Source organism: Mesorhizobium sp. B1-1-1 (assembly GCF_006442955.1).
In the GTDB taxonomy this organism is placed as follows: Bacteria; Pseudomonadota; Alphaproteobacteria; order Rhizobiales; family Rhizobiaceae; genus Mesorhizobium.
Genome location: NZ_VFWW01000011.1, coordinates 40385 through 53607, shown reverse-complemented (window position 1 = coordinate 53607; position 13223 = coordinate 40385). Strand labels below are relative to the sequence as shown.

The window sequence follows — 13223 nt, the reverse complement described above, 5'->3', positions numbered from 1 at the left end:
GCATGGCGTGCGCCCGTCAATTGACGAGAAACAGCCGCTCAGCTGTGTAAAGCGCGATGCCGGCCAGACCGCCGATGATCATGCCGTTGAAGCGGATATATTGCAGGTCCCGGCCGATATTCATCTCGATCAACCGCGTCAGCTGCGCCAGGTCCCAGCGCTTGACCTGGTCGGCGATGAATTTCGATACGCCGCTCTTCTGGCTCTCGACGAAAGAGGACAGCGCCACCACGAATCCCTGGTTCATGTCGGCCCTGATCTTGGCGTCTCCGGCCAGATGCCGGCCGACCTCGACGAACATGTTGGCAAGATGCGCGCGGATGATCGATCGCGGCGCCTTGGCATCCTGCTCGATGAACAGGCTGAGGCTTTCCCACATGTCGCCGGCCAGCGCCTTGACTTCCGGCCTGGCGAGGAAATCGCGCTTCAGCTTCTCGGCGCGCCTTGCATATTGCTTCGACGTTCTCAGCCGCTCGACGAAGCCCTGTGCGAAACGATCGAATTCTGCGCGCATCGGGTGCTCGGGATCGGCTCTCACCTCGTCGAGCAGCGAACCGGCCGAGGCGACGATCTTCTTCAGGAGATAGGCGTCGGCCCTGAACAGGTTGAACAGCGACGGCAGTTCCTCGCGGATCTTTTCGCGCATGGTCGTCAGCGCCTGTTCATCGTTGAGGAACCGGCCGATCACCTTGATGAACTCATCGAACAGCCTCTGGTGACGGCGATCGTCGGTCAGGGCCGAGAGCAATTCGGCCGCCAACGGCGCCAGCGGCACTTTTTCGATCTGCTCCAGCATCCGGCTGGTGACGAAGCCGCGCAGCCCCGATTGCTCGACGGCGGCAAGCGTCTGCGGAACCAGGCGCACGACGAAACGCGACAGGCCCGCGGCACGTTCGGAATCGGCCAGCCAGTCGGCTACGAGCGCCGAGAAATCGACCTCGGCCAACTTTTCGCGCACCGGCTCGGGGGCAAGGAAATTGGCTTCGATGAAACGGCCGAGATTATCGGCGATACGGTTCTGGTTCTCGGGAATGATCGCGGTGTGCGGGATCGGCAGACCGAGAGGCCGCTTGAACAGCGCGACCACCGCATACCAGTCGGCCAGGCCGCCAATGGTCGCCGCCTCGGCAAAAGCGGCGACGAAGCCGAGCCAGGGATAGGTGCTCTCGAAGGACTTGGCCAGGGCGAACACGGCGACGCAAAGCGCAAGTGCCGCCGTGGCGACGAATTTGGTCCGCCGCAGCATTACAATCTTGGCATGCGCGTCGGCATCATATCCGCCGGAAGCCAGGGCCGTGGCTGATTGTGACATGTCAGAGCCGCTCCTCGTCGATCTCTGATCTATTTAGAGCATTCCAGGAAAGGTGTGTAACGCTGTTCTCTGGAAAAGCGCCTAGCGCTTTCCCCAGGGAATTGCGTGAAAACAAAGAGTTAGGGCGGTCGGCCATTCTGCCGATCACTGGACCGCTCTGGTGTTTCGCCTGAGAAAATGCGCGTGACAGCCGATTCGGCCCGCGTCTTGCCGCCTTGCGCACACAAAGTTGACGGAGATATTCAGCTATTATGCGAAGCTAGTCTGGAATTATTCCAAGGTATAGGCCATATTCCGCCGAGGCCAGTGTGGCGAATCCGAAAGCTCGGAGCAAAGCCCCACCAGCAAAGTTCAAAATCTGGCGTGATCGCAGCTCGCCGGCGCTTTGTGAGGACAAGATGCGACTTACCCGCCAGACCAATTACGCCATGCGCATCCTGATGTATTGCGCGGCCAATACCGATCGGCTGAGCCGCATCCCCGAGATCGCCGCCGCCTATTCGGTGTCGGAGCTTTTCCTGTTCAAGATCCTCCAGCCACTGGTTGAGAATGGCCTTGTCGAGACGGTGCGTGGCCGCAATGGCGGCGTCAGGCTTGGCCGTGCCGCGGAATCGATCAATCTGTTCGACGTCGTGCGCGTGACGGAGGAAAGCTTCGCCATGGCCGAGTGCTTCGAGAACGATGCCGCGGAATGCCCTCTGGTCGACAGTTGCGCGTTGAATTCCGCATTGCGCGAGGCGCTCAACGCCTTCTTCGCGGTGCTTGCCCGCTACACGATCGCGGATCTCGTGGCGGCGCGTCCGAACGTGCGCAACCTGCTCGGCATTGACCTGCTGGAGCGCCGCGCACCGGCGGCCTGATCCGGTTCGCCGCAGGCTGGACCTGCGGCGAACGTCCAGAATCTAGGCCGCTGCCAGAATCTAGGCCGCTGATTGAGGCAGCACGAACGGCATATTGCCGGCGGGCAGGACTCCGACCCTCAAGCGGCAACCGAACACCCTTTCGATCAGATCGTCGCTCAACACATCCCGCGGCGAACCGGTGGCGGCAAGCCGGCCGCGGTGCATGACGAAAATCCGGTCGGCATACATCGCCGTCAGGTTGAGGTCGTGCAGGATGGCAACCACGCCGCCGCCCCTTCTGGCGAAGTCGCGAGCAATGTTCATGATGATCAGCTGGTGCTTGATGTCGAGGCTGGACACCGGCTCGTCCAGGAACAGATAGCGCGGCTTGCCGTCGAGCACCGGCGCCCAGACCTGGCACAGCACGCGGGCGAGTTGAACGCGCTGCTGCTCGCCGCCGGAAAGCTCCTGATAGAAGCGGCCGGCGAAACCGTCGAGGTCGACACGCGCCAGCGCCCGTTCCGGCAGACGTTCGTCCACGCCCGGCAGCACACCCGAGCGGCCTCCGACAAGGCCGAGCCTGACAATCTCGCGCACGGTAAAGGGAAACGACAAGGTCGTCGCCTGCGGCAGCACCGCGCGCAGCGTCGCCGCCTCGACTGGCGTTATCGTCGAGAGCTCGCGGCCGTTGATGGCAATCCGGCCGGTATGCGCGAGTTCCCCCGACAGCGCCTTGAGGAAGGTCGTCTTGCCCGACCCATTGGGGCCGACAATGGCCGAAATCTCACCCGGCCTGACCTCGAAATCGACGCCGGCGACAATGCCTTTCCTGCCGATCGCCACCGAAACATCGCGCGCTTCGATCATGAAACACCCCTACAGGTCGATGACGCCGCGCTTGCGCAGCAGGATCCAGAGGAAGAACGGCGCCCCGGCGATCGCCGTGACGATGCCGATCGGCAGTTCGGCGGGCGCCACGATGGTGCGCGCGACCGCGTCGGCCAAAAGCAGCAGCGAGGCGCCGAGCAGCGCCGAGGCAGGCAGCAGATAGCGATTGTCGGGGCCGATCAGCAGGCGCAGCAGATGCGGCACCACGATGCCGATGAAACCGATGCCGCCGCTGACGGCGACGGAGGCGCCGACCGCCGCCGAGACGCCGACGATGGCCGTGTACTTAAGCCGTTGCACCGGGATGCCGAGATGGCCGGCGGTCGCCTCGCCCAGCGCCAGCGCATTGAGGCCGCGAGCCAGGAACGGCATCGCCGCCAGCGAAAGCACGATGACCGGGCCGACAGAGCCGATCTTCTGCCATGTCGCACCGGCCAGCGAGCCGAGTTGCCAGAAGGTCAGGTCGCGCAGTTGCCGGTCGTCGGCCATGAAGATCAGGATACCGGTCAGCGCCATGGCAAGTGCGGCCAGCGCCAGGCCGGCAAGCAGCATGGTGGCGACGGATGTGCGGCCCTGCCGCGTCGCGACCTTGTAGAGCAGCAACGTCACCGACAAACCACCGCCGAAGGCCGCCAGAGGAAGGGTCAGCGCGCCCAACCAGGCGGTCACCGACGACAGCACGGTCGTGCCGAGCACGATGACGGCCACCGCGCCGAGGCTGGAGCCCGCCGAAACGCCAATAAGGCCGGGATCCGCAAGCGGATTGCGGAACAGCCCCTGCATGACCGCGCCGGACACCGCGAGGGCGGCCCCGATCAGCACGCCGAGCACGACGCGCGGCAGCCTTATATCATAGACGATGAGGCGATCTCGCGCGCTCATCGCCACGTCGCCAGGCGCTGCGCCGAACAGCCAGTCGCCGACGACCTTGACGGCGGACGCATCCGAGGCGCCGGAGGTCAGCGACAGCACTACCGCTGCCGCAAGCATGACGCAGGCGAGCGCGATGACCAGACGGGCGCGCCCGGAACGGTCACCGTCGCTGGCCATCTTCCTCTCCGCCGGCCCGGCGATCGACTGGTCGACCATGCCGCTCAGTCCGTAATTTGCGTGCCATAGAGCGCGGCGGCGAGGTCGTGGACGGCGTCGGCCGTGCGTGGTCCGAAGCCGAGCAGATAGCCGCCGTCGATGCGGATCAGCTTGCGCGCGGTTCCGGCCGGCGTCGAGGCGATCGATGCGTTGCCGAACAGTTCATCGTCCGATACCGGCGGCCCGGCATTGCTCATCATCAGGATCGCGTCCGGCCTGGCGGTGACAACAGCCTCGTCGGACAGTTGCTTGTAGCCGGAGAAGCCTTCGATCGCGTTGACGCCGCCGGCCAGCTTGATGATGCCGTTGGCAGCGGTATCGCTGCCGGCCGCCATGATCTTGCCGCCCTGCATCGACAGCACGAACAGAACGCGCTTGCGCTCCTCGATCGAGGCCGTCTGCTTTTCCGCCGCCTGCAGCTTGGCATCGATCTCCCTGGCCAGCGCTTCGGCCTTGGCGTCGGCGCCGAGCGCCTTGCCGATCACGCGGACCTTTTCGAGGATGCCTTCACGGTCGTACCGGTCAGGCACTTCGATGAAGGGGATGCTCGTCTTCTTCAGCACATCGAGCGCCTCCTTGGGGCCGCTACCGTGCAGCGCCAGCATGCCCGAAGGGTTGACCGACAACACACCCTCCGGCGACAGCTGGCGCATGTAGCCGACATCTTGCAGGTCGAGAGCGGCTTTCGGATAGCGGCTGGTGGAATCGCGCGCCACAAGACGCTTTTCCTCGCCGAGCGCATAGACGATCTCGGTGATCGAGCCGCCGATCGACGCGATCCTGGTGGGATCGGCGAAGACGGAAACACCGTCGCTGGCGCCGGCCGGCTGCAGCGCTGTGAAAGCAAAGGAAAGGCCGACCATCGGGCCAAGCATCGATCCGCGCGCAGCCGTCAATCCGGAGAGAAGACCCATCATCGTTTCCTCAGGCTGCCGTCGGGCTTGGAATGCGCGGCAGGTTTTCGGCCAGGAAGCGCCAGTCGTCGCGCTCACCCTCTCCTTCATGGCGCTTGCCGAAGAACTGGATGATCATGTTGCCGCCGGCGTCGTAGACCTCCAGCGACGTAACATGGCCGTCCTTGGTCGGCTTGCGCACGGCCCAGACCTCATGAATGTGGTCGGTGCGCAGGTGCAGATGGAAGGTCTCGTCCAGCACATTGATCCATGGCCCCATTGGCTTGATCGACTTGACCGGACCGGAATGGATTTGGATACAGCCACGGTTTCCCACAAAGCACATGATCGGCATCTCGCCCTCGGCGGCACGATTGAACATGGCTCTCACCGCATCATTGTCGAGCAGCCATGCATAGTCCTGGCCCACCATGCGCACCGCCTGGCGACGGCTGAGCTTCAACGTCTTCAGCATGCCGAAGAACTGATGCACGTCGGTCAGCCGGCTCCAGCGATCGCGCAGATCGTCGAGATTCGCGGTCGTTGTCACCGCCTCGCCTTCGTTCTCGGCGGCTGGCCCCGAAATGGCGACCAGTGGCTCCTGGTTCGGCGATTCCAGCGAAGCGACCAGTTTCTGATAGGCATAGAGGTTTGACCCCGGCCGCAGATGCACCTTGTGCACCGCCTCGCCCGCCGCGTCGAAGAATTGCAGGCTGCGGCGGATGTCGTCGCCGTCGCGTTTTTCCACGGCAAAGCCGTGCGCCCATATTTTCGGGAAAATGCGCAGGTCGATGTTCTCGCCCAGCACCATGGCATTGTGATTGCCAGTGACGACCTTGTCGTAGGCGCCGATCTTTTCATGCACGGCGCTTTCGTTGCGGGTGAGCGCCATCACCTCGCCGACGGCTTCGAGGCCGGTCAGAAGATCGTTGACGCGTGGCTCGACGCGAACGACACCGTCGCCGCAATGCGCGGCCACTAACTCAGCCTCCGAAATGCCAAGCTGTGCGGCCAGATCGCGCTCGCGCGTTTTCGGATTATCCGTCCGCGCCCGCCGGATTTCGTGCGGGGTGGGTTTTACGCGCTGGTCCATTGTCCTGCTGCCTTACGCTTACTTGTTGAGGATGAGCTTGCCCTGACGGGTGATCTTGAGCCGGTAGAGCGCGCCGTGATGCTCGATGCCGATCTCGTGCTCACCTTGGAACAGCGTGTTGCTCGACAGCGTCCGCACCGCCAGCTGAACGCGGTCGAAGCGGGCGGAAGCATCGTCGGACCGGCGGACGCGATAGCGGAAGTCGTTGGGATTGTGCGTGTTCATGTGGATCGGTCCCTTTCCTGTGCCGGGCGTCTGGCTAGGCGTTTGCGTAATCCGATTCATTCTTGACTTGAATAATCATGTTTACTAGTCAGTGCAATACCGGATTAAATTAGTCAAGATTTAAGACGCGAATACGATCACAAATGCCAGCCAGCCCCAGGCCAGCCCGCATCGAACCTGGAAACTTTGGAGTTGGGGCACATGGGGTTAGCGATTTGGGAACGGCGCGGCTGGTCGGGGCCGAACGGTGCAGCGGCTTTGCTGGCGGGCGTGGCGGCGATTGCCTTGTTCGTGCCACCTGCCAACGCTCAGCAATCAGCACAGGCGGCGGGAGAGCAGGCCGATCAATCGAAGCAGGCTGAGCAGGAAAAGCCGGCGCCAGCGGGCGCAACACTGCTCGACAAGGTTCTGGTCATCAGCCGCACCGGAGAAACGGCCATCCAATCGCTGGCCTCGGCCAGCCATGTCGACCAGGAACAGCTCGACCGCCGCATGGCGACGACGCCGAACGAAATGCTGTTCGGCGTGCCCGGCGTCGCGGCGCAGGCCGATGCCAGGCGCGTCAGCACCAGCGTCAATATCCGCGGCCTGCAGGATTTCGGTCGCGTCGCGGTTATCGTCGACGGCGCGCGGCAGAACTTCCAACGTTCCGACCATGGCACCCAATCGACCTTCTACGTCGACCCCGAGCTTATCAAATCCGTCGACGTGATCCGCGGGCCGGTCGCCAACACCTATGGCTCGGGCGCGATCGGCGGCGTGGTCTTCTTCGACACCAAGGACGCCCAGGACTTCCTCAAGCCGGACGAGACATGGGCTGGTTCCGTCACCGGACGCTACGAGAGCAACGGCAAGGGCTGGACCACCAGCGCATCCGGCGCCTATCGCTTTAACGACAATTTGGATGCGCTGGGCAACATCGTCTACCGCAATTATGACGACTACAAGGATGGCGACGGCGACACCGTCAAGGGCACCGGCTTCGACGTATTGAGCGGATTGCTAAAGACCACAATCCGCCCGAGCGACAATAGCGAACTGAAGCTCGGCTGGGTCGGTTCGAGCGACGGCTGGAACGAGATCAGCGGCGGCATGCCGGTCAATGACGTCGACCTGAAGTCGAACACCTTCACCGCTCGCTACAATATCACGGACGAAGACAGGAGCTGGCTCGACCTCCACGTCAACACCTCCTACAACAAGACCAATCTCGACCTGACCGGCCTTGTTCCGCAAAACCGCTTCGATCCCGTCACCGGCCTTCCCGTGATGTTGCCGGCGGGTTCGACGTCGGCCTTCGATGTCGGCACCGCCGCCATCGACATCTGGAACACGTCGCGATTCGAGACAGGCGGCCTCGCGCATGAACTGACCTATGGCGGCGACTGGGTGAATGACGACGTCGAGACTGGCGGCACGGCAGGCGGTGACAGCTTCTACACGCCTTCCGGCAAGCGCAACGTTTCTGGCGCCTACGTTCAGGACAAGCTCAGCTGGGATTGGCTCGAAGTCATTGCCGGGCTGCGCTATGACAATTACAGCCTCGAGGACGACACGCACGAAACGTCGGGCGACCGGCTGTCGCCGCGCATCACCGTCGGCGTCTCGCCTTTCGAAAGCGCCGGCCTTGCCGGCCTGCAATTCTACGGCACCTACGCGGAGGGCTACCGGTCGCCTTCGCTGACCGAAACCCTGATCAGCGGCAACCATCCGGCGGGCGTCAGCTTCCCGTTCCTGCCCAATCCCAATTTGAAGCCCGAAACCGGCAAGACCGTCGAATTCGGTGTCAATTACAAGCAGAACGACATTCTGGAATCCGGCGACGCGTTTCGGCTGAAGGCAGCCTATTTCAACAACGACGTCGACGATTATATTGACGGCGTTACGCTGTCGGCCTTCGATCCGACCAGCGGCTGCCCCTTCGGGCCGGGCATTCCGATCTGCTTCCAGTACCAGAACTTCGCCAAGGCAAAGATCAACGGCTTCGAGATGGAAGGCGTTTATGATGCAGCATGGGGCTACGCCGGACTTTCCGTCTCCATCATCAATGGTCACACCATATCCTACGAAGGCGATCGGGCGGACCTTGCCACGATACCGTCCGCGCAGGTCACCGTGCAGCTCGGCCTGCGCTTCCTCGAGGACAAACTCACTGTCGGCGGCGAGGTGCAGTACAATGGCAAGCCCAAGGGTAACCTGATCGCCGAGGACTATACGCTGGTCAACGCTTTCGCCAGCTACCAGGCGACCGACAATCTGAAGGTTGATTTCCGCGCCGACAATCTGTTCGATGTCAAATACGCCAATCCGTTGAACGGCAGCACCACGGTCGCGGTCTATGAACCGGGCATAACGCTGAAGCTGGCGGCAACGATGCGATTTGGAGGATGATGATGACGAACTTGACGGCATCCCTTCGTCTGCTGACCTCGGCGCTGGCGATGTCGCTTGCAGCGGTTCCGGCGTGGGCACAAGAGTCCGCGCCGGCGCCTGCTCTCTCCCTCGAACTCAATGGCGCGCAACCGTCTGAAAAGGGCTGCCGCCTGACCTTCGTGGTCACCAACAATCTCGGCGCCGACCTTTCCAGGGCGGCGTTCGAGATCGCGCTGTTCAACGACGCCGGCGTCGTAGACCGCCTGACCGTGCTCGATTTCAAGGACTTGCCGGCCGGCAAGACGAAGGTGACGCGCTTCGATCTCGCTGGCACCAACTGCGCCAAGGTCAGCCGCGTGCTGATCAACAGCGCGACCGAATGCGTCGGCACCGGCGTCGAGCCGAACACCTGCATGCGAAAACTCAAGACAGATGCCAAGACCGGCATCGCCTTCGGGGTCTGAGCACGGCGTGGGGCCGCACGCGGCATCCTGCGGCACCACCCGTCTAAGTCCAGGAAATCGAAAGGAACTCCATGTACATCGCCATGAACCGCTTCAAGGTGCAGAACGGCTCGGAAGCCGATTTCGAGGCCGTGTGGAAAAACCGTGATTCCAGCCTTGCGGAAATGAAGGGCTTCCGGGAGTTCCATCTGCTGCGCGGCCCAGTCAACGAGACCGAAGGCTATACGCTGTTTGCCTCGCACACGGTCTGGGCAAGCCACGACGATTTCATCGCCTGGACCAAGTCGGAGAACTTTCGCGCCGCCCACAGGAACGTCGGCACGACGAAGGTCCACTATCTCGGCCATCCCCAGTTCGAGGGTTTTTCGGTCGTCGAGGGCGCCTGAAGCAACCTCGCCAGCCGGATAAGGGTCCTCACGCCGCCGCAAGCAGGCTGGCATTGCCGCCCGCGGCGGTCGTGTCGACGCAAACGGCCCGCTCATGCGCGTAAGCCGCCGGATTGAGCACCTCGCTGACCAGCGGCACGATCGGCCCTGAGCGTTCGGCGATCATTTTGCGCACGATGCGCGCCGCCTCCGGCGTCCCCGAGAAGGCGACGACGTCGACGCGTAACGAACGCGCCTCAACCGGATCGGGGCGGCCGTCGATCGCCGCCAGCGGCAGGCCCTTGCCGGTCAGCGCCGAAAGCGCCGCCGGCGCGCCTGGCGCCACCGCCAGCACCGCATTGCCGGCGGCGAGCGCCTGGATCGTCTGCGCAAACAGCGTGTCGCCGTCCGGTCCCAAGCACAGCACCCGGCCGCGCGGCGCCAATGACAGTGTATTGGCCTCGCCGGTCGGCCCGGGCAGGTCGACCTGGCCGAAATCGATTGCGGCGGCGGCACCGATCGCCGCGGCACCTTTGCCGCGCAAATGCTTGCGCAGGATGGCGATGCGGTCCGGCCGCGTCGACCAGCCGCCAAGCGCGGGATCGGGCAGATTGTCGGCGAGTTCGGTCGCCGTCACCTTGTGGCCGTCGCCAACAGGCGTGCCTGCCTCCGGTCCCTTGCGAAAGCGCCGGAGATAATGCGGTCCGCCGGCTTTGGGCCCGGTCCCGGACAGCCCCTCGCCGCCGAATGGCTGCGAGCCGACGACCGCGCCGATCTGGTTGCGGTTGACATAGATGTTGCCGGCATGGATCCCGTCGACGAAATGCTGCACGCGACCCTCGATGCGGGTGTGCAGACCGAACGTCAGGCCGTAGCCCTTGCGGTTGATGGCGGCGATCACCGCGTCAATCTCATCGGCGTCGAAACTGGCGACATGGAGCACCGGCCCGAACACTTCGCGCTCCATCTCCTCGATACCCTTGACCCGAAACACATGCGGCGCGACGAAGCGGCCATCCCTGGGTGCTTCGAGCTTGGCGATCAGCCGTCCCTGCAAACCCATCGTCGTGCAGTAATCGCGGATCGAACCCTGCGCCTCGTCGTCGATGACGGGACCGACATCCGTCGAGATAGCCCAGGGATCGCCGACCTTGAGCGCCTCCATGGCGCCCTTCAGCATCTCCAGCATCTTCTTCTCGACATCCTTCTGCACATAGAGGACGCGCAGCGCCGAACAGCGCTGGCCCGCACTCTGGAAGGCGGAGGCGAGGATATCGCGCACCGCCTGCTCAGGCAGCGCGGTGGAATCGACGATCATGGCATTCAGCCCGCCCGTCTCGGCGATCAGCATGGCATCGGGCGCGGCTGTCTCGGCCAGTTGCTTCTCGATCAGCTTGGCGACCTCGGTCGAGCCGGTGAAGCAGACGCCGGCAATGCGCGGATCTGATGTCAGTGGCCCGCCGACCGAGGGGCCATCGCCCGGCAGAAGCTGGATGACGTCTTCCGGCACGCCGGCCTCGCGCAGCATTTCGACGGCTCGGAAAGCGATCAGCGGCGTCTGTTCGGCGGGCTTTGCAATTACCGAATTGCCGGTGACGAGCGCTGCGGCGATCTGGCCGGTGAAGATGGCGAGGGGGAAATTCCACGGCGAGATGCAGACAATGACGCCGCGCGCCTCGGTGCCCGCTTCGGCATTGGCCGCCTCGGCCGCGTAATAGCGCAGGAAATCCACCGCTTCGCGCACTTCGGCGACGCCGTCGGCCAGCGATTTGCCGGCCTCGCGGGTGGCCAGCGCGAAGAATTCGACGGCATTGGCCTCGTAGAGATCGGCGGCGCGATTGAGGATGGCCGCGCGCTCGGCAACCGGACGCTTTGCCCAGGCTGGCTGCGCTTCGACGGCGATGCGCACGGCGGTTGCCGCCTGCTTGGCGGTGGCTTCGCTGACCATGCCCACCACTTCCGAAGGCCTGGCGGGATTGACGACCGGGCGTTGCTCGCCATAGCCGGCCGCGCGCGTGATCGGCTTGGCGTGCCAGCGGTTAGGGCCCGCGAAGGCTGTCCTCTCCTTGTCGATCGCTGCCAACGTCACCGGATCGGTGATGTCGAACCCTTTCGAGTTGCGGCGGCTTGCACCGAAGATGACGGCAGGCCGGGGGATCGCGGGATTGGCGGCGGGGCCTTGGCTCTCGACCGCTTCTAGCGGGTCGCGCGCGATGTCTTCGGGCTCGACATCCTCGTCGGTAAGCTGGTGGACGAAAGATGAATTGGCGCCGTTCTCCAGCAGCCGGCGCACCAGATAGGCGAGCAGGTCGGAATGCGCGCCGACAGGCGCGTAGATGCGGCAGCGCGTGCCTTCGGCCTTGCGCACCGTCTCGTGCAACGCCTCGCCCATCCCGTGCAGGCGCTGGAACTCGAAGCTCTCACGGTTCTTCGTCATCGACAGGATGGCGGCGACAGTGTGGGCATTGTGGGTGGCGAATTGCGGATAGATGCGATCGGTCATCGACAAAAGCTTTCTCGCGCAAGCGAGATAAGAAACGTCGGTGTTGACCTTGCGGGTGAAGACGGGGTAGCCGGCGAGCCCCAGCGTCTGCGCCCGCTTGATCTCGGTATCCCAATAGGCACCCTTGACCAGCCGCACCATGATGGTGCGATCGCATTTCGTGGCAAGCGCATAGAGCCAGTCGATGACGAAGGCAGCGCGCGGACCATAGGCCTGGACGACGACGCCAAAGCCGTTCCAGCCTGCAAGCTCCGGCTCGGCAAGCACGCGCTCGATGACGTCGAGCGAGAGGTCGAGGCGATCGGCCTCCTCGGCATCGATATTGAGGCCCATGCGCGAATGGCGCGCCGCGAGCGCCAGCGAAAGGAGCCGCTCGGCCATGACAGGCAGCATCTCTTCCTTCTGCGCTTCCTCGTAGCGCGGATGCAGCGCCGAGAGCTTCACCGAGATGCCGTGGTTGTGGCGGATATCAGGCCCGTTTGAACCGGCATCGAGTGACGAGATGGCGTCTGCATAGGCCTTGTGGTAGCGCAGCGCATCGGCCTCGGTGCGGGCCGCCTCGCCCAGCATGTCGAAGGAATAGAGATAACCCTTCTGCGTCATCGGCCGGCCGCGCTTCACGGCTTCGGCGATGGTGCGGCCGAGCACGAACTGCTCGCCCATCTCGCGCATCGCCGCCGCCACCGCCTTGCGGATGACGGGCTCGCCGAGCCTGCGCACCATGGCGCGCAGCGTGCCTTCGATGCCGCCCTCGCCTTCGTCGAGCACGCGGCCGGTCAGCATCAGCGCCCAGGTCGAGGCGTTGACGAAGATGGAGCTCGAGCCGCCCGAATGCGCCGACCAGTCGTGCGGCGCGATCTTGTCGGCGATGAGGTCGTCCATGGTCTCGGTATCGGGCACGCGCAGCAGCGCCTCGGCCAGGCACATCAGGGCCACGCCTTCCTTGGTGGAGAGGCCATAGGCGGACAGGAAAACCTCCATCAGCCGCGGATCGGACGAGCCGCGCACCGCCCGCACCAGATCGGCGGCATGAGCCGAGATCGCCCGGCGGTCCTCCGCCGAGAGGCCGCTCGCCTCGGCCAGCGCCTTCACGGCCTGATCCTCGTCGGGCAGATAGTTGGCGCGGATTTGCTGGCGGATGGCGTCGAGCGCTGGCATGGCGGGTCCTACGGGCAA

General features: G+C 64.0%; 11 protein-coding genes. 4 read left to right on the top strand and 7 right to left on the bottom strand.

Annotated features, from left to right (window positions below):
* Nucleotides 1-16: 16 nt before the first annotated feature.
* Nucleotides 17-1312, bottom strand: coding sequence for a DUF445 domain-containing protein (locus tag FJ986_RS22780; RefSeq protein ID WP_140675757.1), 1296 nt, complete (start codon nt 1310-1312; stop codon nt 17-19).
* 398 nt (nt 1313-1710) lie between these two features.
* Between FJ986_RS22780 and rirA the strand changes: the two genes are divergently transcribed.
* Entirely contained in the window at nt 1711-2172 is a 462-nt protein-coding gene (gene rirA, locus FJ986_RS22775; RefSeq protein ID WP_140495713.1) for an iron-responsive transcriptional regulator RirA, read from the top strand.
* Nucleotides 2173-2232: 60 nt separating this feature from the next.
* On the opposite strand, the gene FJ986_RS22770 is transcribed toward rirA, so the two are convergent.
* The 5 genes from FJ986_RS22770 to hemP are packed head-to-tail and all read right to left on the bottom strand — an operon-like array spanning nt 2233 to nt 6342.
* Entirely contained in the window at nt 2233-3021 is a 789-nt protein-coding gene (locus tag FJ986_RS22770) for a heme ABC transporter ATP-binding protein (RefSeq protein ID WP_140675754.1), read from the bottom strand.
* 9 nt (nt 3022-3030) lie between these two features.
* A complete protein-coding gene (locus tag FJ986_RS22765) occupies nt 3031-4131 on the bottom strand; it encodes an iron ABC transporter permease (RefSeq protein WP_140675751.1) in 1101 nt (366 codons plus the stop codon).
* Between the two features lie 5 nt (nt 4132-4136).
* A complete protein-coding gene (locus FJ986_RS22760; protein WP_140675748.1) occupies nt 4137-5045 on the bottom strand; it encodes a hemin ABC transporter substrate-binding protein in 909 nt (302 codons plus the stop codon).
* Nucleotides 5046-5055: 10 nt separating this feature from the next.
* Entirely contained in the window at nt 5056-6117 is a 1062-nt protein-coding gene (locus FJ986_RS22755; RefSeq protein WP_140517206.1) for a hemin-degrading factor, read from the bottom strand.
* 18 nt (nt 6118-6135) lie between these two features.
* Nucleotides 6136-6342 carry a hemin uptake protein HemP gene (gene hemP / locus FJ986_RS22750; RefSeq protein WP_140517208.1) on the bottom strand — a complete coding sequence of 69 codons (207 nt, stop codon included), beginning with the start codon at nt 6340-6342 and terminating at the stop codon, nt 6136-6138.
* 201 nt (nt 6343-6543) lie between these two features.
* Here hemP and FJ986_RS22745 point away from each other — a divergent pair, with 201 nt between their 5' ends.
* The 3 genes from FJ986_RS22745 (at nt 6544) to FJ986_RS22735 (ending at nt 9565) form a co-directional block, all read left to right on the top strand.
* Nucleotides 6544-8733 carry a TonB-dependent hemoglobin/transferrin/lactoferrin family receptor gene (locus tag FJ986_RS22745; RefSeq protein WP_140675745.1) on the top strand — a complete coding sequence of 730 codons (2190 nt, stop codon included), beginning with the start codon at nt 6544-6546 and terminating at the stop codon, nt 8731-8733.
* Between the two features lie 2 nt (nt 8734-8735).
* Entirely contained in the window at nt 8736-9179 is a 444-nt protein-coding gene (locus FJ986_RS22740; RefSeq protein WP_140495707.1) for a hypothetical protein, read from the top strand.
* A gap of 71 nt (nt 9180-9250) precedes the next feature.
* On the top strand, nt 9251-9565 hold the full coding sequence (locus tag FJ986_RS22735) for an antibiotic biosynthesis monooxygenase (RefSeq protein WP_140517212.1): 315 nt from the start codon (nt 9251-9253) through the stop codon (nt 9563-9565).
* Between the two features lie 28 nt (nt 9566-9593).
* On the opposite strand, the gene putA is transcribed toward FJ986_RS22735, so the two are convergent.
* Nucleotides 9594-13205 carry a bifunctional proline dehydrogenase/L-glutamate gamma-semialdehyde dehydrogenase PutA gene (gene putA / locus FJ986_RS22730; RefSeq protein ID WP_140559646.1) on the bottom strand — a complete coding sequence of 1204 codons (3612 nt, stop codon included), beginning with the start codon at nt 13203-13205 and terminating at the stop codon, nt 9594-9596.
* Nucleotides 13206-13223 lie beyond the last annotated feature (18 nt).